The 22,871-nt window shown below is 71.0% G+C and carries 22 protein-coding genes and 1 pseudogene; 12 read left to right on the top strand and 11 right to left on the bottom strand.

Features of this window, described 5'->3' with window-relative positions:
- The first annotated feature begins 121 nt into the window (after window positions 1-121).
- Complete coding sequence (locus tag AAW14_RS21965) at window positions 122-754, top strand: ScbR family autoregulator-binding transcription factor (protein WP_265565630.1); 633 nt, start codon at window positions 122-124, stop codon at window positions 752-754.
- A 73-nt stretch (window positions 755-827) separates the two neighbouring features.
- On the opposite strand, the pseudogene AAW14_RS39505 reads toward AAW14_RS21965, so the two are convergent.
- The 3 genes and pseudogenes from AAW14_RS39505 to AAW14_RS21955 all read right to left on the bottom strand — a co-directional run.
- Window positions 828-875, bottom strand: a pseudogene (locus tag AAW14_RS39505) (hypothetical protein); the annotation flags it as partial.
- Between the two features lie 131 nt (window positions 876-1,006).
- The gene (locus AAW14_RS39500; protein ID WP_322741092.1) at window positions 1,007-1,429 is read right to left on the bottom strand and encodes a hypothetical protein; all 423 of its coding nucleotides are present in this window, start codon (window positions 1,427-1,429) and stop codon (window positions 1,007-1,009) included.
- Between the two features lie 89 nt (window positions 1,430-1,518).
- Window positions 1,519-2,793 (bottom strand): M6 family metalloprotease domain-containing protein, encoded by a 1,275-nt coding sequence (locus tag AAW14_RS21955; RefSeq protein WP_265565629.1) that lies wholly within the window; start codon window positions 2,791-2,793, stop codon window positions 1,519-1,521.
- Window positions 2,794-3,329: 536 nt separating this feature from the next.
- Here AAW14_RS21955 and AAW14_RS21950 point away from each other — a divergent pair.
- Both AAW14_RS21950 and AAW14_RS21945 read left to right on the top strand, forming a co-directional pair.
- Complete coding sequence (locus tag AAW14_RS21950) at window positions 3,330-3,974, top strand: TetR/AcrR family transcriptional regulator (RefSeq protein ID WP_265565628.1); 645 nt, start codon at window positions 3,330-3,332, stop codon at window positions 3,972-3,974.
- A gap of 294 nt (window positions 3,975-4,268) precedes the next feature.
- Window positions 4,269-5,831 carry an MFS transporter gene (locus AAW14_RS21945; RefSeq protein WP_265565627.1) on the top strand — a complete coding sequence of 521 codons (1,563 nt, stop codon included), beginning with the start codon at window positions 4,269-4,271 and terminating at the stop codon, window positions 5,829-5,831.
- 343 nt (window positions 5,832-6,174) lie between these two features.
- On the opposite strand, the gene AAW14_RS21940 is transcribed toward AAW14_RS21945, so the two are convergent.
- Entirely contained in the window at window positions 6,175-6,678 is a 504-nt protein-coding gene (locus AAW14_RS21940; protein WP_265565626.1) for a MarR family winged helix-turn-helix transcriptional regulator, read from the bottom strand.
- Between the two features lie 147 nt (window positions 6,679-6,825).
- Between AAW14_RS21940 and AAW14_RS21935 the strand changes: the two genes are divergently transcribed.
- Entirely contained in the window at window positions 6,826-7,593 is a 768-nt protein-coding gene (locus AAW14_RS21935) for a dioxygenase (RefSeq protein ID WP_416223354.1), read from the top strand.
- Window positions 7,594-7,604: 11 nt separating this feature from the next.
- Here AAW14_RS21935 and AAW14_RS21930 read toward each other — a convergent pair whose 3' ends face one another.
- Window positions 7,605-8,138 carry a GNAT family N-acetyltransferase gene (locus AAW14_RS21930; protein ID WP_265565624.1) on the bottom strand — a complete coding sequence of 178 codons (534 nt, stop codon included), beginning with the start codon at window positions 8,136-8,138 and terminating at the stop codon, window positions 7,605-7,607.
- A 171-nt stretch (window positions 8,139-8,309) separates the two neighbouring features.
- Here AAW14_RS21930 and AAW14_RS21925 point away from each other — a divergent pair, with 171 nt between their 5' ends.
- Both AAW14_RS21925 and AAW14_RS21920 read left to right on the top strand, forming a co-directional pair.
- On the top strand, window positions 8,310-9,308 hold the full coding sequence (locus AAW14_RS21925; RefSeq protein ID WP_265565623.1) for a sigma-70 family RNA polymerase sigma factor: 999 nt from the start codon (window positions 8,310-8,312) through the stop codon (window positions 9,306-9,308).
- Window positions 9,309-9,695: 387 nt separating this feature from the next.
- Window positions 9,696-10,031 (top strand): hypothetical protein, encoded by a 336-nt coding sequence (locus tag AAW14_RS21920; RefSeq protein ID WP_416223348.1) that lies wholly within the window; start codon window positions 9,696-9,698, stop codon window positions 10,029-10,031.
- A gap of 83 nt (window positions 10,032-10,114) precedes the next feature.
- On the opposite strand, the gene AAW14_RS21915 is transcribed toward AAW14_RS21920, so the two are convergent.
- Window positions 10,115-11,089, bottom strand: a complete 975-nt coding sequence (locus tag AAW14_RS21915; protein WP_265565622.1) for a helix-turn-helix transcriptional regulator — start codon at window positions 11,087-11,089, stop codon at window positions 10,115-10,117.
- 62 nt (window positions 11,090-11,151) lie between these two features.
- Here AAW14_RS21915 and AAW14_RS21910 point away from each other — a divergent pair, with 62 nt between their 5' ends.
- From AAW14_RS21910 to AAW14_RS21890, 5 genes are all read left to right on the top strand, one after another.
- On the top strand, window positions 11,152-12,699 hold the full coding sequence (locus AAW14_RS21910) for an MFS transporter (RefSeq protein ID WP_265565621.1): 1,548 nt from the start codon (window positions 11,152-11,154) through the stop codon (window positions 12,697-12,699).
- 200 nt (window positions 12,700-12,899) lie between these two features.
- Window positions 12,900-13,661: a DeoR/GlpR family DNA-binding transcription regulator gene (locus AAW14_RS21905; RefSeq protein WP_265565620.1), complete on the top strand. Its 762-nt coding sequence runs from the start codon at window positions 12,900-12,902 to the stop codon at window positions 13,659-13,661.
- Window positions 13,658-14,611 carry a 1-phosphofructokinase gene (gene pfkB, locus AAW14_RS21900; RefSeq protein ID WP_265565619.1) on the top strand — a complete coding sequence of 318 codons (954 nt, stop codon included), beginning with the start codon at window positions 13,658-13,660 and terminating at the stop codon, window positions 14,609-14,611. The genes AAW14_RS21905 and pfkB overlap by 4 nt, the downstream gene beginning before the upstream one ends.
- Before the next feature lie 379 nt (window positions 14,612-14,990).
- Complete coding sequence (locus AAW14_RS21895) at window positions 14,991-17,102, top strand: PTS fructose transporter subunit IIABC (RefSeq protein ID WP_265565618.1); 2,112 nt, start codon at window positions 14,991-14,993, stop codon at window positions 17,100-17,102.
- Window positions 17,103-17,369: 267 nt separating this feature from the next.
- A complete protein-coding gene (locus AAW14_RS21890) occupies window positions 17,370-17,627 on the top strand; it encodes a hypothetical protein (protein WP_265565617.1) in 258 nt (85 codons plus the stop codon).
- A gap of 18 nt (window positions 17,628-17,645) precedes the next feature.
- Here the strand turns inward: AAW14_RS21890 and AAW14_RS21885 are convergent, their stop codons facing one another.
- From AAW14_RS21885 to AAW14_RS21875, 3 genes are all read right to left on the bottom strand, one after another.
- Window positions 17,646-18,395 (bottom strand): DUF6227 family protein, encoded by a 750-nt coding sequence (locus tag AAW14_RS21885; protein WP_265565616.1) that lies wholly within the window; start codon window positions 18,393-18,395, stop codon window positions 17,646-17,648.
- Window positions 18,396-18,552: 157 nt separating this feature from the next.
- Window positions 18,553-19,773 (bottom strand): L,D-transpeptidase, encoded by a 1,221-nt coding sequence (locus AAW14_RS21880; protein WP_265565615.1) that lies wholly within the window; start codon window positions 19,771-19,773, stop codon window positions 18,553-18,555.
- A 137-nt stretch (window positions 19,774-19,910) separates the two neighbouring features.
- Complete coding sequence (locus AAW14_RS21875) at window positions 19,911-20,939, bottom strand: P1 family peptidase (protein ID WP_265565614.1); 1,029 nt, start codon at window positions 20,937-20,939, stop codon at window positions 19,911-19,913.
- 153 nt (window positions 20,940-21,092) lie between these two features.
- On the opposite strand from AAW14_RS21875, the gene AAW14_RS21870 reads away from it, so the two are divergent.
- A complete protein-coding gene (locus AAW14_RS21870; protein WP_265565613.1) occupies window positions 21,093-21,311 on the top strand; it encodes a hypothetical protein in 219 nt (72 codons plus the stop codon).
- Between the two features lie 96 nt (window positions 21,312-21,407).
- On the opposite strand, the gene mscL is transcribed toward AAW14_RS21870, so the two are convergent.
- Window positions 21,408-21,881 (bottom strand): large conductance mechanosensitive channel protein MscL, encoded by a 474-nt coding sequence (gene mscL, locus AAW14_RS21865; RefSeq protein WP_265565612.1) that lies wholly within the window; start codon window positions 21,879-21,881, stop codon window positions 21,408-21,410.
- A gap of 134 nt (window positions 21,882-22,015) precedes the next feature.
- Window positions 22,016-22,489 carry a hypothetical protein gene (locus AAW14_RS21860; RefSeq protein ID WP_416223353.1) on the bottom strand — a complete coding sequence of 158 codons (474 nt, stop codon included), beginning with the start codon at window positions 22,487-22,489 and terminating at the stop codon, window positions 22,016-22,018.
- Between the last annotated feature and the right edge of the window lie 382 nt (window positions 22,490-22,871).

The raw sequence follows: 22,871 nt of genomic DNA, 5'->3' as shown, positions 1-22,871 counted from the left end.
GAACGGGTCTTCCGGGCGGTCAGGGGCGTGAGGCTCGTCCCGGGGAAATCGTTGCACGAACAATAGAAAACCGCACGTGCGGTTTGTTATGCTCCGAATCCCGGCAGTAACGGAGCGTCTGATGGCCAAGCAGGAACGCGCGGTGCGCACGCGCAATGCTCTGATCCAGTCCGCCGCCGAGCTCTTCAGCCGGGACGGCTTCGAGGTGGTCACGCTGTCGACGATCAGCGCCAGAGCCGGGGTCAGCAACGGCGCTCTGCACTTCCACTTCCCCAGCAAGTCCGCCCTCGCCGCGGCGGTGCGGGACGCGGCGGCCCAGCGGTTCCGGCGGATCACCTCGGGAGAGCGGCCGCCGCCGCAGCTCGGGGGTTCGCTCCAGGCACTGGTCGACGCGAGCCATGCCCTCCTGCAGGGACTGGGGAACGACGTCGTTCTGCGCGCCGGATTCGACCTCTGCGACGGTGGTGAGGGGGCCCGCCAGGGTGAGGACCTGTACGAGCGGTGGCACGCGTGGGTGGAGGACGCCGTCATCCGGTCGGCGCGGGAGGGGCTGCTCTCGGACGTCCCGCCCCGGGACCTGGTGGCCACGGTGGTCGGTGCGACGGTGGGTTTCGCCGCGCTCGGCGGGCACGACGTGCGCTGGCTGTCCCGCACCACGCTGACCCGATTCTGGTTGCTGCTCCTGCCGCGCATCGCCTCGGCGCCGGCGCTTCGGGGAGTGGTGGCCGCGGGGAGACTCGCGCAGGCGAGCTGACGGGGGCGCGGGGAAGCGCGGCGGCTGTGCGGCGGCTGCTGTGCATGGCGACGTTCACCGCCATCACCCGGCGCCCGGGCCACCACACCGGTACGGCGATCGATCGCAGCCCCTCCTCCAACTCGCCGTCGACCAAGGCGAATCCCTCGCGTCGTACCTGCTAGAGCACCGCCCCGAGCCCGGCCGGATCCGTGACCGCCCGCGGTGTCGGCGCAGCCGCCGCGGGCAGCGTGTCCGTCAGGTCCGCCGGCATCACCCGGCCCAGCGAGGTTGCGTACGCGGCAGCCGGGTGCCGACCGTGATGTTGACGCTCATGAGGCGGTTGGCGGCCACCCGGGCCGTGTGCTGGGTGTCGTCGCCCGTCAGCACCGCCAACGAGGTCGACGCGTGCGGGAGTTGGGACAGGGTGCTCGGATGCGGGGTGGCGATCTCCCGCAGCGTCGACCGGGACAGCGGCGGACAACTCAGGCTCAGGAAGCGCGGGGCGAGCCGGAAGACACGGTCGTGCTCGGTGACGCAACCGAGGTGCTCCAGCGTGATCAGCGCCCGGCGTGCCGTCGCCCGGCTGCTGTCGGCCTCGGTGAGCCTCCGCAACACGGTGAGCCCGCGCATGAGGGGAGTGATCGCTTCGTCGGGTACGGCCGTGTCCGGGGCCTGCGTGCCGTTCGCGAGCATGGGGTCACCGTGATCCGGGCCGGCCGCGCCCGCCGGGTTCGTCCGCGCCGTGCGCCGCCCTGGACTCCGTATGCCTGCGGCGGGGCCCCTCATCGGCGCGTCACCCGTACCCGGTGGTTCCCGGACGGGTCCGTCCCCAGGACGGAGACGTCGATCCCTCTCTTCGGGTCCTTGAAGGTCTCCCCGGGGACGAAGGGTGCGTCGGACAGTTCGGCCTGGACGTTCGGACTGTGGGTGCAGCCGCCGCTGTTGCGCCGGGAGTCGTAGACCGTGATGGGCCCGTTGCCGGTGTCGATGTCCGCGTCGACCCGGTAGACGAGGACACCGGGCCGGCACACCGCCGTGTCGTTGCCCTCGCGGGTGCGCACTTCGAGGGCGTACCCGGATTTGGGGCTGACCGGGATGAAGACGAGTTTGCGGCCCCCGGCGCGGGCCAGCGGGGTCAGCGTGTAGTCGGTGGTGCCGCGCGCGGTTGCGCAGCCGATCTGGGAGTCGTCGAGCCAGCCGAGCTTCCACTTGTGCCAGCCGAGCATGTCGTTGTCGGCGCCCCAGTCCTCACTCATGATGTCCCAGTGGCCGACCGTGGACCCGCCCTCCTGGGTGTAGAGGTCGGGCAGGCCGAAGACATGGCCGTTCTCATGGGGCAGGACCCGGTAGCCGGTCCGGGAGTACGAGCCGGAGCCGTCGTCCTGACGGCTGTAGATGAAGGACGCGTTGGAGATGGGTACTCCGTCGGCCGCCGGGGCCTCGCCGTTGCCCGCGAAGGTCACCGACAGGACGGTGTCCAGGGCGGAGGGGCCGGCGTTCGGGGTGACGAGCACGTTCAGCAGGTCGTAGTGGCGGAAGTCCACCCGGGTGCCGGCGGCGGTGACGATGTCCTTGATCAGGGTGCGGTATCCGGGGTCGAAGGGGGCGCCGCGCTCTATCCCGTAAGCCTTGAACGGCTTGGGCATCCGCAGCCAGCGGCCTATCGGGGCTTCCGGGCGGTAGTCGAGGCGCCCGTAGGAGCTGGTGGTGAACCACTCCTGGGTCTGTGGGAAGAACTCCGCGAACCGGTCGAGCGCGCTGCCCTGGCCGGGCGCGTCGGAGAAGTCGATCATCAGGTTCAGGGCGTGGACCGTGCCGGTGGAGTGGGCGTAGCCGGTGGGGGTCGGAATGCCCTCCGGCATCTGGACGCCCAGATGGCCGCGGATCATGCAGGGCCGAAGCGTCGAGGGGCGGACGGGTGCTATGGGGCCCGCCGTTGCGGAGCCCGCCATCAGGCGTCCGGCCGTGGCGGAGGTGGATATCGCCAGTGTGAGAACGGTGACCGAGGCGAGCGAGGCGACGCGGCGCGGGCCTATCCGGCGGCGACTCGGCTGCATGCGGTGCCCCTTCGCTCCCGGGCAGCCGCCCGTCACCGGCTGCGCCCTTGCGATCACCCTGTGTCGAGGGGGGTGCGGGCGCGCGCTGGAACGGGCCGAACGAGGGGTTCCCGGGCGCGGAAGGGGTGAAGCGGTGGATGGGGAGGTGTCGTTGGAGCGATGCGCTTGTGGGGGCGTCCGCTTCGAGGGGGCTGGGGCTGGAGTCCGGCTGGAGCTGGAGTCCGGCTGGGGCGGGAGTCGGACGGGAGCTGGGGCTGGGGCGGGAGTCGGACTGGAGCTGGGGCTGGGGCGGGAGTCGGACGGGAGCTGGGGCTGGGGCGGGAGTCGGACTGGAGCTGGGGCTGGAGCCGGAGTCGGGCTGGAGCTGGAGCCGAGGGCTTCATGGGAGCCGAGGGCTCAGGTATGTGACTCAGGTCACATGGAATTGGCCTCCGGGTCGGGAAATAACCGGGGATGGATTCCCCGTTTGGACCTGTGTCCGAGCGAAACGGGGACTGAATCCCCGGATCGCACTCCACTCGTCCGAGGAGTACGCCGTGCAGACCGCGAGCCCCGTGCAGCGCCGAGCGACCCGGCCGCGTGCCGATGCCCTGCGCAACCGGGAGCGGATCGTCGCCGCCGCCCGGGAGATGTTCGTCGAGTTCGGCCCCGATGTGCCGTTCGACGAGATCGCCCGCCGGGCCGGCGTCGGAAACGCCACGGTGTACCGCAACTTCCCCGACCGCGACGCACTCGTCCGCGAGGTCGTCTGCTCCGTCCTCGACCGCACGTCCGAGGTGGCCGAGCGGGCGCTCGCCGAGTCCGGCGACGCCTTCGAGGCGCTGGAGCACTTCGTGCACGCCGCCGCCGACGAGCGGGTCAGCGCCCTGTGCCCGATGATCTCCAGCACTTTCGACCAGCACCACCCGGACCTGGTGGCGGCGCGCGAACGGGTCGAGCGGCTCGTCGCGGAGATCATGGACCGCGCCAGGGTGGCCGGCCGGCTCCGCCCCGACGTGGGCGTGGGCGATGTGATGGTCGCCGTGGCCCAGCTCAGCCGGCCCCCGGCCGGTACGGCGTGCCTTAGCGCCGACCGCTTCGTACACCGTCATCTGCAGCTCTTCCTGGACGGGTTGCGGGCCCCGGCTCGTTCCGAGCTTCCGGGTACCGCCGTCACCATGGAGGAACTGCGCCAGTCCTGAGCGATTAGTTCCGCGCGCTTCACCCGTCTGTACCGACGTCCGCCGAGCCCGTATCCACACCGACGTTCGTCCAGCCCGTATCGACCAAGTCCGTATCGATGTCGTCCGGGGCCGACGACAGGCCTTCCGGCCATCGCCGTCGCCCTCGCCGGGCCCTGACTTCCTGCGCCCTTTCACGCCACCCGATTTCCGTCACCCGATTTCGTCACCCGATCTCGTCACCCGATTTCGTCACCTGATCTTTCGTCGTCCGACCCGACATTTCCGTCACGAAGCTCCGAAGTGGGTACCCCCATGTCGCAAACAGCCCGAAGCGTCCCCGACGTTTCCGCTCCCGACGCCCGCCGCTGGCGTGCGCTCGTCTTCATCGCCCTCGCGCAGCTGATGGTCGTCCTCGACGCGACCATCGTGAACATCGCGCTTCCCTCCGCCCAGCAGGACCTGGGGATATCGGACGGCAACCGACAGTGGGTCGTGACGGCCTATGCCCTGGCGTTCGGCGGTCTCCTGCTCTTCGGTGGCCGCATTGCCGACCTGTGGGGCCGCAAGCGTGCCTTCGTCATCGGCCTGGCCGGCTTCGCGGCGGCCTCCGCGCTCGGCGGCGCAGCGCAGAGCGGGGCGATGATGTTCGGCGCCCGCGCCCTGCAGGGCGTCTTCGGCGCGCTTCTCGCGCCTGCCGCGCTGTCCCTGCTGGCCGTGATGTTCACCGACGCCAAGGAGCGCGCCAAGGCCTTCGGCATCTACGGTGCGATCGCCGGTGGCGGCGGTGCCGTGGGCTTCATCCTCGGCGGCTTCCTCACCGAGTACCTGGACTGGCGCTGGACGTTCTTCGTCAACATTCCGTTCGCGCTCGTCGCGGCGGCCGGCGCGTACTTCGTCATCCGTGAGCCGGAGGGCGGTCGCAACCGCTCGCCGCTCGACATCCCCGGCGTGATCCTCTCCACCCTGGGACTGGTCTCCCTCGTCTACGGCTTCACGCGCGCCGAGTCCGACGGCTGGGGCGACTCCCTGACGGTCGGCCTGTTCGTCGCGTCGGCGGTCCTGCTCCTGGCTTTCGTGGTCACCGAGTCCAGGATCAAGGCCCCGCTGCTGCCGCTGCGCGTGGTCACCGACCGCAATCGCGGCGGCGTCTATCTCTCCCTGGGTCTCGCGGTCATCGCGATGTTCGGCACCTTCCTCTTCCTGACCTACTACCTGCAGGTCGTGAAGGGCTACTCGCCGGTCAAGACGGGCTTCGCCTTCCTGCCGATGATCGCCGGCATGATCACGGGCTCCACCCAGATCGGCGCCCGGTTGATGACCCGGGTCCCGGCACGGCTGCTGATGGGCCCCGGCTTCCTGGTCGCCGCCACCGGCATGTTCCTGCTGGCCCGGCTGGAGATCGGGTCGTCGTACGCCTCGCTGGTGCTGCCGGCCATGCTGCTGCTCGGCCTCGGCATGGGTACGGCGTTCATGCCGGCCATGTCCCTGGCCACGCACGGGGTGCAGCCGCGGGACGCCGGTGTCGCCTCCGCGATGGTCAACACCTCGCAGCAGGTAGGCGGCGCGATCGGTACGGCGCTGCTGAACACGGTCGCCTCCTCGGCGACGGCCTCCTACATCAAGGACCACATCGCCACCGCCGCCTCCAAGCCGCAGCGGCAGCTGGTCCAGCTGCAGGGCATGGTGCACGGCTACGCGAACGCGATCTGGTTCGCCGTCGGGATCCTTGTGGTCGCCGCGACCGCCGCTCTGACCCTCGTCAACGCCGGACGCCCGGGTGCCGGGCGGGTCTCCGGCCAGGGCACGGGCGACGGCGAGGGCATCGAGGACGAGGGCGTCGAGGACGAGGTGCACGTGCCGGTGGTCGCCCACTGACCACGGCCGTGCAGAGCGAGGATCTTCGTCCGTTCGGTCTTCGTCCGTTCGGTCTTCGTCCGGCAGGTCTTTGTCCGGCAGGTCTTTGTCCGGCAGGTCTTTGTCCGGCAGGTCTTCGGTCACGGGCCTGAGCCTTGGCGGCCGGATTTCGGACCTTCCCGCACGGGCGTTCGCCTACGGGTCTTCGCCCAGGGGCCTTCGCTACCGGCCTTCGTGTACGGGCCTTCGCGTACGGGCGAGCGAAGGGGGATCGCCCCGTCCGTACGCCTCCGGGGATCCGCCCCGGCCCCGCTGTCCGGCGGGGCCGGGGCGGATTCATTCCGCCGGAACGTTCCACTCGGGGTCAGCGGAGCCAGGGCAGGTCCGCCCCTGCCTCCTTGGGCTGCAGTCCCTCCGCGATGGTCTCCATGATCTCGCCGAGGGACTGCTGCTGCTGAGGGGTGAGCCGGTCGAAGAGTGCCTGGCGCACGGCCGCCACATGTCCGGGTGCGGTGCGCGACAGCACCTCGTACCCCTCCTCCGTGAGGACCGCGAGCTGTCCGCGCTTGTCGGAGGGACAGTCCTCGCGCCGCACCCAGCCGTTCTTCTCCAGGCGGGCGACGGCGTGCGAGAGCCGGGAGCGGGTGATCTTCGCCCGCATGGCCAGCTCCGTCATCCGCAGCCGCCGGCGTGGCGCATCGGCGAGCTGGACGAGCAGCCCGTAGTAGACGTGCGGCATGCCCGCATCGCGCTGGAGCTGACGGTCCAGGTGGTCCTCGAGAAGGGTGACGGCGTGCATGTACGCACGCCAGGTGTGCTGCTCCTCGTCGGTGAGCCAACGAGTGCCTTCAGCGGGTGCCGTCTTCATGAACCCCACTCTACGAGGCCTCTTCTTGAAGATTAAACAAGTAAGCGCTACTCTTTTCTTCGAGGGAGCTTGAGACTTCAAACAGTTGCCTCGGAAGGAGTCGCCGCCATGTCCGCCGCCATCGAGGAGCGCACCGCACCCGAGCGCATGCCCGCCCTCTATCTGAGCCATGGGGCGCCTCCGCTGGCCGACGACCCGGTCTGGCCCGGCCAGCTCGCCGCCTGGTCCGCCGGCCTGCCGCGCCCCAAGGCGATCCTGATGGTCTCCGCCCACTGGGAGGAGGCCCCGCTGGCCCTCGGCGCGGTGGAGACGGTGCCGCTGGTCTACGACTTCTGGGGCTTCCCCGAGCACTACTACCGGGTGACGTACAAGGCCCCGGGCGCCCCGCAGCTCGCCGACGCCGTACGGAAGCTGCTGCGTGCCCCCGGCATCCCCGTACAGGACTTCCCGGACCGCGGCCTGGACCACGGCGCGTACGTCCCACTGGTCGAGATGTTCCCCGACGCCGACATCCCGGTCCTGCAGATCTCCCTGCCGACCCTGGACCCGGTGAAGCTCATGGATGTGGGCCGCAAGCTGGCCCCGCTGCGTGACGAGGGCGCCCTGATCGTCGGCTCCGGCTTCTTCACCCACAACCTGGCCGCCCTGCGTCATGTGGGCGCAGGGGTGCCGGCCTGGTCGGCGGAGTTCGACGACTGGGGTCACCGCGCCCTGGACGCCGGCGACATCGACGCCCTCCTCGACTTCACCCGCAAGTCCCCGGCCGGACGCCTGGCGCACCCCCGTACGGAGCACTTCGCCCCGCTGTTCGTCGCGATGGGTGCGGCGGACGCCATGGGGGAACTGGACGCGCAGCAGTCGGTGATCGACGGGTTCTGGATGGGGCTGGCGAAGAGGTCGGTGCAGTTCGGCTGAGCTTGCCGAGCTCAGACGCCGACCGCCTGGAGTTCCTTCTCGTACCAGGCGACGTCCCAGTAGCGGCCGAACTTTCGGCCCACCTCCCGGTAGGTGCCCACGTGCCGGAATCCGAAGCGTTCGTGCAGCAGCACCGACGCTTCGTTGGGCTGGGCGATCCCCGCGTAGGCGCGGTGCAGGTCCTCGTCGGCCAGGCACTCGAAGAGGGCCCTGTAGAGGTGGGTGCCGACGCCGCGTCCCGTCGCGTGCGGGGCGAGGTAGATCGTGACCTCCACCGAGGTCGCGTACGCCGGCTTGGCGCGAAAGGCGCTGGAAGTGGCGTACCCCAGAATCTCCTGTGGGTCCGGGGCCACGGCAACCATCAGCCGGTGCGGGCCGTCTTCAGGGTGGGAGAGCAGCCAAGGACGTCGCTCTTCCGGTGTGAAGATCGCTGTGTCGAATGTGATGGACGTCTCACGCACATAGTGGTTGTAGATGTCCGTGAGAGCTTCGAGGTCGCCCTCGACTCCCGGCCTGACCTGCACCTCTGTACGTTCCGACGGCATCCGGCCTCCCCCTGTGGCGGGACAGGGTACTGCATGATCAGAAAAAACGAGGGGCAGGTTGGGAATTCTGTCCTGATTCCAGTCGTTGTTTCCTTCAGATGCCGGGCACCCGGAAGGGTGTCCGAAGTGTCAGAGGACCATCCGCCAGCCCACCATCGCAAGGGAGCACGCATGGCAACCCGTGCCGTCGCCCGTCGTAAGGCCGCCGAAGGCGGGGCCCGCGACGCGGCAAACAGTGTTCGCGCCCATGGCGGCGAGCTCGCCGATCGCGACCTGGTCGGCATGTACCTCGATGAGATCGCGCGTACACCGCTGCTCGACGCCGCCAGGGAGGTCGAGCTGTCCGAGATCATCGAGGCGGGTGTGTTCGCCAGGCAGATCCTCGACGGCGAGGAGCAGGCCAAGGCGGATGCCACCCGCGAGGAGCTGGAGGCCCTTGTCGCGCAGGGCGAGCGGGCGAAGGACATCTTCATCCGGTCGAACCTGCGGCTGGTCGTCGCCGTGGCGCGCCGCTATCCGCGCAGTGGTCTCCCGTTGCTCGACCTGATCCAGGAGGGCAACGCAGGCCTGGTGCGCGCGGTCGAGAAGTTCGACTACCGCAAGGGCTTCAAGTTCTCTACATACGCGACCTGGTGGATCCGCCAGGCCATCACCCGGTCGATCGCCGACCAGTCCCGCACCATCCGGCTGCCCGTCCATCTGGTCGAGGAGCTGGGCCGGATCCGACGGGTGCAGCGGGAGTTCAACCGTGAGCACGGGCGGGAGCCGGAGCCGACCGAGATCGCGGCCGAGCTGGACTCGACGGCGGAGCGCGTCGGCGACGTCCTCGACTGGGCCCGTGACCCGGTCTCGCTGAACATGTCGGTGGACGACGAGGGCGAGACGCAGTTCGGCGACCTGCTGGAGGACACGTCGGCGGTGTCGCCGGAGCAGTCGGTGCTCACGCTGCTGCGCAGCGAGGAGCTGGACGACCTGATCGGCCGGCTCGACCAGCGCACGGCCTCGATCATCAAGATGCGGTACGGCATCGAGGACGGCCGGGAGCGCACGCTCACGGAGGTCGGCAAGGAGCACGGCCTGACGCGCGAGCGGATCCGGCAGATCGAGAAGCACGCGCTGCTGGAGCTGAAGAAGCTGGCGCGGCAGACGGGGTTCGACGCGGCGGCATGACGTGGGTCGGGCCGGCGGTGACGCCGACCCGACGTCACCGTCGCGGCCGGTGCCTCTGGTGCACTAGTTGGCGCGTTCCGTCGCTTCAACCCCCCGGGTCCGGGGCATCAAGACCTCCGGGCCCTCCACAGGCACGGGCCGGGCCGTACGGCCTCGCGCCCTCACAGCCGAGTCCCGACGCACTCCCCCCGGCGCCGGGACTCTTCCCGAGCCGGGCTCAGGCGCCGCTCCCCCCTGGTGCCGGGGCCCGGCTCCTCCCGTTTCCGTAGGCGGTTCCGGGCATCCCGGAGACTGTTCCGGGCAGTGCAGACTGGCCGGAGCGCCCCGGACCTGAACACCGGGGCGGCCCGGATGGCAGATTTTGCCACAGGCCATAACCTGCCGTGAGTGACCGGTACCAAGTGTGTGACCAGGACGTCGTCCGGTCGCACGGAGCAGGCCACCGGGAGTGCGTCCGCGGGCGGGCGCGACGCGTCCCTCGGTGAGCGGCACAAGGCGGCGACCCGTTCCCGTATCGGGAATGCCCGGGCCGCCCCCGGACTCTTCGTGGCGAACGGCCTCCGCGCCACCCGGGCCGAGAGCATCGCCCGCGCCGCCGGGGTCGCACCGCGCCCCATCCACCCGCCGTACGCAACCTGGCAGCCCTGGGGACTTCCGAAGGGAGAGCGGCTGAGTCGGCCGGCTGGGCGAGCGGCTGAGTCGGTCGGCTGGGCGAGCGGCTGAGTCGGTCGGCTGGGCGAGCGGCTGAGCCGGTCGGCTGGGAGAGCGGCTGAGCCGGACGCGGCGGAGCGGCTGAGTCGGCACCCTCACCCCCTCCGTCCGTCCGCCGCCCTGCTCAGCCGCGCCCCCATGTCCCGTACGCACGCGGCGAGTTCGGACGGCCGCCGGACGGTGAACTCGCAGTCCACCAACGCCAGCCGTACCGCCAGCCACTCCACGGAGTCGCTCACCGTGCTCCGCAGCCGGCAGCTGTGGTCGTCGAGCGGTTCGGGCGGGGCGAACCAGCGGGGCAGGCGCGCCGCGACGAAGTCCGCGGGTGCCGCGAAGGTCGCTTCGAACTCGTATGTCTCCTGCCGCCGGTACATCGACTGCCGCAGATACTCCGCCGCGCCCCCCGTCGGCAGCTCCCGCGGGACGAACCGGGCGCCAGTCGCGAAGGGTTCGGTGACCCGGTCGACCCGGAACGTACGCCAGTCGTCGCGCTCGAGGTCGTAGGCGACGAGATACCAGCGGCGGCCCGTGGACACCAGGCGGTACGGCTCGGTCAGGCGCTTGGACGGTGTTCCGTCGCCGGAGCGGTAGGCGAACCGCAGCCGCTCACGGCCGGCGATCGTCGAGGCCATCACGGTCAGTGTCTCGGGTGCGATGCTCGCCCCGTCGCCGCTGGTCAGGGGCGTGGTCGCGGCCTGGAGCGTGGTGACACGGTGGCGCAGCCGGCTCGGCAGCACCTGTTCCAGCTTGGCCAGGGCCCGCACCGACGCCTCCTCCAGGCCCTCGACCGCGTGCCCGGCACCGGCGCGCAGCCCGACCGCAATCGCCACGGCTTCCTCGTCGTCGAGGACGAGCGGCGGCATGGCCTTGCCCGCGACCAGCCGGTACCCGCCGTCGGCGCCCTTGGTGGCCTGGACCGGGTAGCCCAGTTCACGCAGCCGGTCGATGTCCCGTCGCACGGTGCGCCGCGACACCCCTAGCCGCTCGGCGAGCTCGCCACCGGGCCACTCGCGCGGGGTCTGGAGGAGGGAGAGCAGCTGGAGGAGCCGGGCCGGTGTGTCGGTCGTCATGAAATCGAGGATGCCGCAGTATTAGGACATGATCTGACCTAATGCGGTCCTAGCTTCGCAGTATGACCTCCACCGAGAGCACACTCAGCAGCAGCACGGCTGACGCGGACGGGCGGGCCACCCCGGCCGGGGACCGCCGTCGCTGGTTCGCGCTCGCCATCGTGATGACGGCGGCCTTCATGGACCTGGTCGACGTCACGATCGTCAACATTGCGATCCCGTCGATCCAACGGGACGAGGGCGCGTCGTTCAGCCAGATCCAGTGGATCACCGCGGGGTACGCGCTCGCCTTCGCCGCCGGGCTCATCACCGGCGGCCGGCTCGGGGACATCCACGGCCGCAAACGCCTCTTCCTGATCGGCGTGGGCGGTTTCACGCTCGCCTCGGCGCTGTGCGGCTTCGCCGCGAACCCCGACATGCTGGTCGCCTCGCGGATCCTGCAGGGCGCGATGGCCGCGATGATGGTGCCGCAGGTGCTGTCGATCGTGCACGCCACCTTCCCGGCGAAGGAGCGGGGCAAGGTCTTCGGTCTCTTCGGCGCGGTCGTCGGGCTGGGTGCCGTCTCCGGGCCGCTGCTCGGTGCGCTGCTGACCGAGTGGAACCTGTTCGGGCTGGAGTGGCGGCCCATCTTCCTGATCAACCTGCCGGTCGGCGTCGGGGCGCTTCTCCTCGGCCGTCGGTACATCAAGGAGTCGAAGGCACCGCGAGCCCTGCGTCTCGATCTCGTCGGCGTCGCGCTGGTCACCCTCGGCCTGCTGATGCTGCTCTATCCGCTCACGCGGGGCCGCGAGCTGGGCTGGCCGCTGTGGGGATTCGCGTCGATGGCGGGCGCGCTCCTGGTCTTCGCGGCGTTGGTGGCGTACGAGAAGCGGAAGGCCGCACTCGACGGTTCCCCGCTCGTCGAACTGTCCCTGTTCCGCGTCAAGAGCTTCGCGGCGGGCATCGCGGTGCAGACGGTGTTCGGGGTCGGCCTCGGTGTCTTCTTCCTGGTCTGGACGCTGTACATGCAGGTCGGACTTGGCTGGAGCGCGCTGCGGGCCGGGCTGACGGGCGTGCCGTTCTCACTCGCGGTCTCCACGGCGGCCGGGATGTCCGTGCAGAAGCTCGTCCCGCGCTTCGGCCGCAAGGTGCTGCAGGCGGGCGCGCTGGTGATGGCGGCGGGCGTGCTCCTCTACATTGCGGAGGCCCACCGGTACGGCTCCTCCATCGCCGCCTGGCAGATGGCGCTGCCGCTGGTGGTCATGGGCGCCGGCATGGGCCTGATCGTCGCCCCGCTGACGGACGCGGTGCTCTCCGAGGTGCCGCGGGAGCACTCCGGCTCGGCGTCGGGCCTGATCAGCACGGTCCAGCAGATGGGCAACGCCCTGGGCCTCGGGCTGGTGTCGGTGGTCTTCTTCGGCGAGATCGGCGACCGGCTCACCCCGGCGCAGACGGGTCCGGCCTTCGTACGCGCCTTCCAGCACGCGCTGGGCTGGGTCGCGGCGGTGATGGCGGTGATCTTCCTGCTGATGTTCGCTCTGCCGAAGCGGCCCGCGCAGCACGTGGAGGGCGCGGACACGGAGGCGGAGCCGGCGGCTGCCGAGGAGCGGGATCGGGTGCTCGTTCCCTGAGTCGTCCAACCAACGGTGGTCGGCGGCGCCCGGCGGGCTCACATTCCGTGAGGCCGCCGGGCGCCGCCGTGCAGGGCCCTGTCCCGGCTCAGCGCCCGTTTGTGTCCGCTCCACGGGCCGAGCCTGTTTACTTTTCGGAAATACAGACGTAGCCTCCGAGTGAAACCACATGTTCGGGCATGAGTCGGAGGCGAACGGGCATGTACGCACCGGAGCGGCAGCAGGAGATTCTCCGGCTCGCGCGTGACGGCGGGCGGGTGGACGTGGTCTCGCTGGCCGAGGAGTTCCAGGTCACGGCAGAGACGATCCGCCGCGACCTGCGGGCCCTGGACCGCGCCGGCCTCGTGCGACGGGTGCACGGCGGCGCGATACCCGCCGGACGCCTGGACTTCGAGCCGGACCTCGCGGAGCGGGAGTCGACCGCGGCCGACGAGAAGGACCGGATCGCCAAGGCGGCCCTCGCGGAGCTGCCGAGCGAGGGCACGATGATCCTCGACGCCGGTTCGACAGTCGCTCGGCTGGCGGGCGGCATCCCCCTGGACGCCGTGCTCACCGTGGTCACGCACAGCCTGCCCATCGCGGCCCGTCTCGCGGACCACCCCGGCATCCAGCTCCATCTGGTCGGGGGGCGCGTACGGCACCGTACGCGCGCCGCCGTGGACGCATGGGCGCTGCGCGCGTACGGCGAGATCCGCGCCGACGTCGTGTTCATCGCCGCCAACGGCTTCTCGGCCGACCACGGACTGACCACGCCCGACCTCGCCGAGGCGGCGGTCAAGCGGGCCGCGATCCGCGCCGCCCGTCGCGTGGTGCTGCTCGCCGACTCCTCCAAGCACGGACAGGAGCACTTCGCCCGCTTCGGTGAACTCGGCGACGTGGACCTGCTGATCACCGACAGCGGGTTGAGCCCCGAGGACGCCACCGCGATCGAGCGCGGCGGCACGGAAGTAGTGCGCGCATGATTCTCACCGTCACCCCGAACCCGTCCCTCGACCGTACGTACGAGGTCCCGTGCCTCGACCGCGGCGAGGTCATCCGGGCCACCGGCGAACGGATGGACCCGGGCGGCAAGGGGGTGAACGTTTCGCGCGCGGTCGCTGCCGCCGGGCGGCGCACGGTCGCCGTGCTGCCTCTGGGTGGTGCGCCGGGCGCACTCGTGGCCGATCTGCTCCATGCGCAGGGCATCGAGGTCGCGCCGGTCCCGCTCGCCGGGGCCACCCGCTCCAACATCGCGGTCGCGGAACCCGACGGAACCCTCACCAAGATCAACGCCCCTGGCCCCGAACTCTCCGCCGTCGAGGCCGAACTCCTTCTGGAGACGGTACGAGCGCAGTACCGCGCGGCTGACATCACCTGGATCACCTGCTGCGGCAGCCTTCCGCGCGGGCTCGGCCCGTCCTGGTACGCCGAGCTTGTGGCCCGCGCCCATGCCGCGGGCGCGCGGATCGCGCTCGACGCCTCGGGGCCCGCACTCCTCGCGGCGCTGCGCGAGCGTCCCGACGTGGTGAAGCCGAACGCCGCGGAACTCGCGGAGGCCGTCGGGCGGCCCCTGGCGACCGTGGGCGACGCAGCCAAGGCGGCCGAGGCGCTGCGCGGGATGGGCGCGGGCGCCGTGCTCGCGAGCCTCGGTGCGGACGGGCAGTTGCTCGTGGACGATGCGGGCATCTGGTTCGGCAGCGCGCGCGTCGACGTCGTACGCAGCAATGTGGGCGCCGGCGACTCCTCCCTCGCCGGGTTCCTGATCGCGGGAGGCCGCGGCCCGGAGGCCCTGGTCTCGGCCGTCGCGCACGGCGCCGCGGCGGTCCAGCTGCCCGGCAGCGTGATGCCGACCCCGGCGGACCTGGACCTCGCCGCCGTGACGGTCACATCGGCGGTTCCCGTGGACCGCCCGCTGACGGAGCCCGTGTCATGAACGTTCTCACGGCCACGGCCACAGCCGCGGCCAGGGCACCGGTCACGGTCACACCGGTGACGGTGATGGCGACGGCACCGGCACCGGCACCGGTCACAGCATCGGCGAGGGAGACGGTGACTGCCACCGCACGGGTCACGGCCGCGGGCACGGGGCCGGCCGCGGACACGGGGCCGGCCGCGGACACGGCGCTGAAGTCTCGGCACTCCCCCTTACTCGCCGCAGCCGGGCGGAAGGACCGTCCGGACCGCCCCGCCACCTGGTGGGGGCGGGGTTTCCCCGGCCCTGCCCCCGCCACTCCCGCTTCCCCCCACAGCACCCCCGTCCCCACCCGCGCCCACCCCAACTCCCGGGCGATACGCGTGCTAAGGAGCCCGCGATGAGCGAGATGATCACCGCGGACCTGGTCGATCTCGACCTGTCCGCCGACACCAAGGAAGCGGCGGCCCGCGCCCTCGCCGAGCGGATGGCGGCCCGAGGCCGGGTGACCGACCTGGAGGGCTTCCTCGCCGACGTGGCGGCCCGCGAGGCGCAGATGCCGACCGGCCTCGACGGCGGCATCGGCATCCCGCACTGTCGCAGCGAGCATGTCACCGTGCCGACGCTCGCCTTCGGGCGCAGCGCACGGGGCATCGACTTCGGCGCCCCGGACGGCCCGGCCGACCTGATCTTCCTGATCGCCGCCCCGGCGGGTGCGGACGACGCGCACCTCACGATCCTGTCGTCCCTCGCCCGCCAGTTGATGAACGCCGAGTTCACGTCCGCGCTGCGGTCCGCGGACGACGCGGCGGCCGCGGCCGCGCTCATCCGCGGGGAAGAGGCCCCGGCGGCCGCGGCCGCGTCGGGCGGCTCCGAGGACTCCGCGGAGGCATCGGCCGCAGCGGCCACCTCCGATGTCACCGCGGACGGCACGGCCCCGGCGCCGGGCGCGCGCGTCGAGGACGCGGCCGCCCCGGTGCCGGGCGCCACCGGTGCCTCCGCCGAACGCCCGTTCCGTATCGTCGCCGTCACCTCCTGCCCCACCGGCATCGCGCACACCTACATGGCCGCCGAGTCGCTGGAGAACGCGGGCCGCGAGGCGGGCGTCGAAGTCGCCGTCGAGACGCAGGGCTCGGCAGGCTTCGCCCGGCTCGACCCGGCCGTCGTCGAGGCGGCGGACGGCGTGATCTTCGCCCATGACATCCCCGTACGGGACAAGGACCGCTTCGCCGGCAAGCCGACCGTCGACGTCGGGGTGAAGGCGGCCATCAACCGCCCCGGCGAGCTGATCGCCGAGGTGCGTGACAAGGCGGCGCGCGGCGAGGCGACCGCGGCGGCCGCTTCCCCGGGCGCACCCCTCGAGCGCGCCGGTGACTCCGGCGAGGGCTACGCCACCAAGCTGCGCAAGTGGCTGATGTCCGGCGTGAGCTACATGGTCCCGTTCGTCGCCGCGGGCGGTCTGCTCATCGCCCTCGGCTTCGCGATCGGCGGCTACAAGATCAACAAGGCGCCGTCGGTCATGGACCACTTCGTGTGGATGCAGGCGGACAGCTGGGCCGCGCTGCTCTTCCAGATCGGCGTGGTGTCCTTCGGCTTCCTCGTTCCGGTCCTGGCCGGTTACATCGCCTACGGCATGGCGGACCGCCCCGGCCTCGTGCCCGGCTTCGTCGGCGGCTCGATCGCCCTCACCATCAACGCGGGCTTCCTGGGCGGCCTGGTCGCCGGTCTTCTCGCCGGTGGTGTGGTGATGACGATCCAGAAGGTCAACATCCCCGCTGCACTGCGCGGCATCATGCCGGTGGTGGTGATCCCGCTGATCTCCTCGGCGGTCGTCGGATTTCTGATGTTCGTGGTCGTCGGAAAGCCCATCGCGTCCGCGCAGAAGGGCCTGACCGACTGGCTGAACGGCTTGACCGGCACCAACGCCGTTCTGCTCGGCGCGCTGCTCGGCCTGATGATGTGCTTCGACCTCGGCGGCCCGGTCAACAAGGTCGCGTACACCTTCGCCACCGCCGGCATCGCGGTCTCCACCCCGAGCGACTCGGCGATGAAGATCATGGCCGCGGTGATGGCCGCCGGTATGGTCCCGCCGCTGGCGATGGCCCTGGCCACGACGGTCCGCGGCAGGCTGTTCACGCGGACCGAGCGGGAGAACGGTAAGGCAGCCTGGGTACTGGGCGCCTCCTTCATCTCCGAGGGCGCGATCCCGTTCGCCGCGGCCGACCCGCTGCGCGTCATCCCCGCGTCGATGGTCGGCGGCGCGCTCACCGGGGCCCTGTCGATGGCGTTCGGCGCGACCCTGCGCGCCCCGCACGGCGGCATCTTCGTGGTTCCGCTCATCGGCAGCCCGCTCCTCTACCTGGTCGCCATCGCCGCCGGTATGTGTCTGACCACGACCCTGGTGGTCGTCCTGAAGGGCATGCGGAAGCAGAGCCCCGAGGGCGCCGCGAAGGAGGCCGCGGGAGCGGCGATAGCGGCCCGGAACGACCCCAAGCAGCCGGTCGTCGCCTGACCCCGGCCGCTCGCTCCCGGCGGAGCACACCACTCCAGGTGCCGGCCGCAACTCCCTTGAGGGTTGCGGCCGACGCATGTCCGGGGCGGGTGGCCCGTCGGCCGGTTGCGAACGTGCTCAGGGAGGGGCCGACCCCGAGCGGGGCCTCAACAACGGTCCGAGTGACCCCATTACGGCCTCCATGACCCCTTCACCGTACTAGTCGTACTTGATGAGATACCTCACGGTCCGATGCTTAAGGCCCGGATCGTGGTGTCTACTGGGGCTATGCACGCGCATGTGTCGACCTTCCAGCTGTTGGGTGTGCCCGTCCTCGCCCTGGGGGCCGCCGTCTGGATCGTCTGCGTGGGCCGGATTCTGCGCCGGCGCCGCTTCGAGGACGCGGTTCGGCGTCGCGGCACCTTGCTCGGAGCCCTGCCCCATCAGCGGCAGACGGGACCTGACCTGGAGTCCGTGGAACTCACACCGGCCGAACGCGACGCCTTCGCAGGCCTGGTACGGCAGTTCGGCGATCGTCCTTACTGACGGGAGCGCTCCGCCTGGTCAGCCGAGGGCCGCCGCCCGGCGCTCCATCGCCTCGCGCGCCGCGTCCTCCGTCGCGTACACCTCGCACATGTGCCGCCCGTCCGGTGTCGCCGTGTGCTCGACCTCCCACAGGGACAGCTCCCGGCCGTCGCGCAGCAGGAACGCGTGCTCGTAGAGCGAGAAGCACAGCCCCGGCTGCCCGGCCCGGCGCGGGCGCCCGAAGGCCTGGGTGATCTCGTGCGCGAACGCCGAGCGCAGCAGTAACGTCGCCAGGTCCGCGCCCGGCCGGTCCGGGTTCTCCGCGCGGCGCAGCAGTCGACGCGCGTGGTCCGCGGAGTCGTCGGGCACATATGCGTGCCGGGGCTCGGGGACGAGGGGCAGCTGAACCAGCACCGGCAGTTCGAAGTCGGGTGTGTCCGCCGGCAGGGGAAGCCGGGCGGTCGCGGCGCGCAGCTCCTCCTCGTCCACGTACACCTCGTACGCGAGGTGACCGCCCGGTCCCGTGTTGTGGACGAGCTCCCACAGGGTGACCGCCGTGCCGTCGGCGAGGAGCCAGGTGTGCCGGTACGTCTCCCGGTACAGCCCCGCGCTGTGGTGCGCGGAGTGCAGCGAACTGTCCTGTGCCAGCGCGCAGTCGAGTCGCCCGATCGTCTCGTCGGGCAGCTCGAAGGAGTTCAGGGCGCGGCCGAGGAGTCGCGCGAGATGCTCCTCCGGAGACTCCGGCAACTCGGCTGGCTCGTACGCTGCCGTCTCGTACGGAACGCTCAAGTTTTCTCCCGGCGTTGCTGCATGTCACCTTGTGGGTGCATACCGTAGCCCCTTGGTCGGACATCATGTCCGGGAACCGAGAAAACGTACGGTGGGAAAACGGACGGGCCGCGCGGGGGGTTCCCGCGCGGCCCGATCGATCGTCAGAAGTGGCTGGTCAGGCGTCACTTCCCGTGGTCCATGCGCTCCAGGACATGTTCCAGCCGTTGAGTCCGTTGTCCGGCGCGACCGTGCTGTCGGGGGAGTTCTTGACGATCACGACGTCGCCGACGAGCGAGTTGTCGTAGAACCACTTGGCGGTCGTGTCACCTTCGGCCCCCTGCACGTCCGCCATTCCGACGCAGCCGTGGCTGGTGCCCTCGTGGCCGAAGGGCGGGTTGCCCTTGTCGTACCAGTAGTTGCCGTGGATGAACGTCCCGGAGGTCGTCAGCCGCATCGCGTGCGGCACGTCCGGGATGTCGTACTCGCCGCCCAGACCGACCGTCTGGCTGTTCATGCGGGTCTGCTCGAACTTCTCGGAGATCACCATCTGCCCGTTGTACGTGGTGTGCTGCGGGCTGCCCGCCGAGATCGGGACCGTCCTGAGCGTCTGGCCGTCCCGTACGACCGTCATGGTCTGCGTGTTGACGTCGACCGTGGAGACCTGCGAGCGGCCGATGGTGAAGGTGACGGTCTTCTTCTGCACGCCGTAGACGCCGTTCGCGCCCTGGACCCCGTCAAGGTCGATCTTCATCGTGACCTTGGAGCCGGCCTTCCAGTACTCCTCGGGCCTGAAGTCCAGCCGCTGGGCATCGAACCAGTGCCCCACGACCTGCTGCCCGCTGCTGGAGGTCACCGTGATGTGCGACTGCACGGCCTTCTTGTCGGTGATCTCCTTGTCGAAGGTGAAGGACACCGGCATCCCGACGCCGACCGTCGCTCCGTCGTCGGGCGTGTACGTCCCGATGAAGCTGTTGGACGTGGTGACCGTGGTGAAGATGGAGTTGGCGGCCGCCACGCGGTTGTCCGCGTCCTTGGCGGTGGCCGAGATCTCGTACTTCGTTCCGCGCTCCAGGTGCTCCTTCGGCTTCCAGGACGTTCCGTCCGCGGAGACCTCCCCGGCGACGGCCGTGCCCGTCCCCGCAACCGTCATCTTCACCTCGGTCAGCTTCCCGTCGCTGACCTTCACCCCGGTCGCGTTGATCGACGCGCCGGTCGAACCGTCTTTCGCGGAGATGGTGATCTTGGCGGTGGAGGTCTTTGCCTTGCCGGAGTCCTTCCCGCCCTTGTTGTTGTCGGCGTTGGCGCTGCCGCCGCAGGCGGTGAGAGTCAGGGCGCCGACCAGCAGGGCGGCACAGGCCCCCACTACGCGCCGCGCTCGCATGTCCGGCGTTGTCACGGGCTTCTCCAGGTCGTTGTGATGGGTGATGCGCTTTCAAATACGTGGAGAAAGAGCGGAGGTCGCGAGAAAGGGTTCCGCCCACCACCGTGAAACGCCCCCATGTGACAGAACCGGGACAATCGTCCGCCCCGGGCCTAATGGCCCCCGTACAACTCCTCGTACGCCGGCCACGCCCCACCCGGCCCGGCCACCGGCTCGGCGGCGCGCACGGCCCGTACGATCGCGCGGGTCACGAGGTCCGCGCCCGCCACCAGCACCTCGTTGAGCGCGAGGGGGCTCGTGGAGGCAAGCGGACGTGCACCGGTCGCCAGTGCGAACACCGTGTCCCCGTCGTTGAGCAGATGCACCGGCCGCACGGCGCGCGCGAGGCCGTCGTGCGCCACTCCCGCGAGCTTCTGCGCCTGTGCCTTGGTGAGATCGGCGTCGGTGGCCACCACCGCGACCGTCGTGTTCAGCGTGGGATGCGCGTTCTTGGCTGCCGCCTCGGCGAGTTGCCGCTGCGCCGACTCGTGCACCCCGCGCGCCGGGTAGTGGACCCGGCCCTGGAACATTTCCCCGTACAGGGCGCCGGTCGCCGGATCGACCGCTGAGCCCGCCGCGTTGCACACGACCAGCGCGCCCACGGTGATCCCCGAGTCGAGCACCGTGCTCGCGGTCCCCACCCCGCCCTTGACCGTCCCGACCGTCGCCCCCGTGCCCGCGCCCACGCAGCCCTCCGTCACGGGCGCCCCGGGCTCGCTCGCGGCGGCCGCCTCGACCGCGGTCCGGCCGAGGGCCGCGTCCGGCCGGGCCCCGAAGTCGCCGCCGCGTCCCAGGTCGAAGATGCAGGCGGCAGGCACGACCGGCACCACATGCGTCGGCTCCGGGCCGACCCGCACCCCGCGCCCCCGCTCCTCCAGCCAGGCCATCACGCCCGACGCCGAGTCGAGTCCGTAGGCGCTGCCCCCCGTCAGGACGACCGCCTCGACCTTCTGCACCACGTTTCGCGGATCGAGCGCGTCGGTCTCCTTCGTACCGGGACCGCCGCCGCGTACGTCCACCGCCGCGACCGCGCCGCCCTCAGGGGCGAGGACCACCGTGGTGCCGGTGAGCCAGCCGTCCCCGATCCGTGTGGCATGTCCCACGCGCAGTCCCAGGACATCTGTCAGAGCGTCAACCGTCATGCGCCCATGATCCTTGGCCATCCGTCGGTCGTGACCCCTTGGGCGAGGATCCGTGCCGCCGGTTTCACCCCCGTGGTCACCGGGCGCACCTTCGGCCCGGGCCGCCCGAGACTCCGGCCCCGGGCCAGGGCGCCGCGGACGTACGCTGGTGGCATGAGCACCACCCCCGCCCGAGAGCCGCGCGATCCCCAGCCCGACCTCAAGCCCGACCCCAAGCCCGATCCGAAGGACGCCCTCGTCTTCGACGACCCGCTGAGCCAGCAGTCCTCGGACGACACGGACCGGGGATGGGGCGAGCGGCCCGTCCCGAGCGGTGACAGCGCCGCCGACCTGGCGCGCTTCCTCGACGAGAAGCCGCCTCATCATCTGTGAGCCGCGACGGTCTGTGAGCCGCGACGGTCTGTGGGTCACGACCACGCTGTCGGCGTTCGTCGGCGTTCGTCGGTGAGCTGTCGCTCGCTGCGGGAGCTACGACTCGCTGCGGCTGCCCGCGCCGCGCTGAGCGACGAGGGCGTCGCGTATCTCCTTGAGCACCTCCAGCTCGGACATCTCCACGACCTCCTGCGTGCCCTCCTTCGCCTTGCGGCGGGCCTCCTGCCGGGCCAGGTACTTGGCCATGGGCAGGACCATCAGGAAGTACACGACGGCTGCCGAGATCGCGAAGTTGAGCGTGGCGCCGAGGACCGAGCCCCACATGACGCGGACGCCCGTCGCGTTGTCGCCGGTGCCCGAGCAAGGGGCCTTCAGGCACGAGCTGTAGTTGTCCAGGCTCTTGGTGCCGAGCGCACCCACCACCGGGTTTATGACCCCCTTCACCACGGAGTTGACGATGTTGGTGAAGGCGGCACCGATGACCACCGCGACCGCCAGATCGACGACGTTTCCCCGCATCAGGAAGGCCTTGAAGCCCTGCCAGACGTTCGGCACCTTCTTCTCGCTCACAGTGGGCCTTTCTTCGACTGCAGTGGTTGTGGAATGAACAGCTCCGCAACCTACGTCAGGGCATGCCCCGGCTGTCCACTCCCTGGTCGCGGGCAGGGGGCTCCATACCCGGCCGACCCGTTCCTCCTGCCCGCTCAGCACAGAGTCACCACCAGCCGTGAGGTCATGCCCGCACCGGCCAGGCGTGCGGCCGTGGTGCGTGGAACGGAGAGCACGACCAGTGCGCCGCTCGCAGTGGGGTCGGTCTCCGGCACGCGTGTCACCCGGGCCCCGGCCGCGACCACCTGCGCCGCGCCGTGCTCATCGGCTGCGATCACGTCGATGCGGTCGCCCGGCCGTAACAGCCCCACCGTCGCTCCGTCGGCGATCCGCACCGGTGCCGTCACCATCTCGACGCGGTGCCGCTCCGGCACCGGCTCGGCTGCGGCCCTCGGGCGCGCGTCGGCGTCCGGATGCCCCCGGGCTCCCTCGGAGCGGCCCGGCCCCGCCACCACGAGCGCGGCCGCCGTGACCGCCAGGCCCATGGCCACGGCTCGCTTGCGGTGCCGCACGAGACGCCGCAGCCGATGCCGGCTGCCGCGCACCCGGACGGGCGCGAAATGCGGCACCGCGCATGTCGGAGGCGTGTGGGCGCGAACGAGGACGTCCGCCTCCGGTGGGCCCGAGCAGGCGTTCCCGACGGTCGGGTGTGCCGGACTTGGGGAGGGGGAGAACTGGGCCATGCTGATCACCACCTGCATCGCGAGATCGGGACGCGATCCACGATGAGGCTTCGCGGCGAAGTCCGCCGAGACCCGTGGACTACCGACCGGTTGTGGACAACTCGCTCACCCGAACGGGATGTTCCGCACGCCCACGCCCACGCCCACGCCCACGCGCACGCCCACGCCCACTCCCACGCCCACGACCACTCCCCAGGCCACACCCACCCCCACGCCCACGCCCACGCTCAGGCCACGCCCCCGCTCAGGCCCCCCGGCCCACCCCCAC

This window comes from Streptomyces hygroscopicus (assembly GCF_026168105.1).
Classification (GTDB): Bacteria; Actinomycetota; Actinomycetes; order Streptomycetales; family Streptomycetaceae; genus Streptomyces; species Streptomyces hygroscopicus_D.
This window is presented reverse-complemented; position numbering and strand designations above follow the sequence as displayed.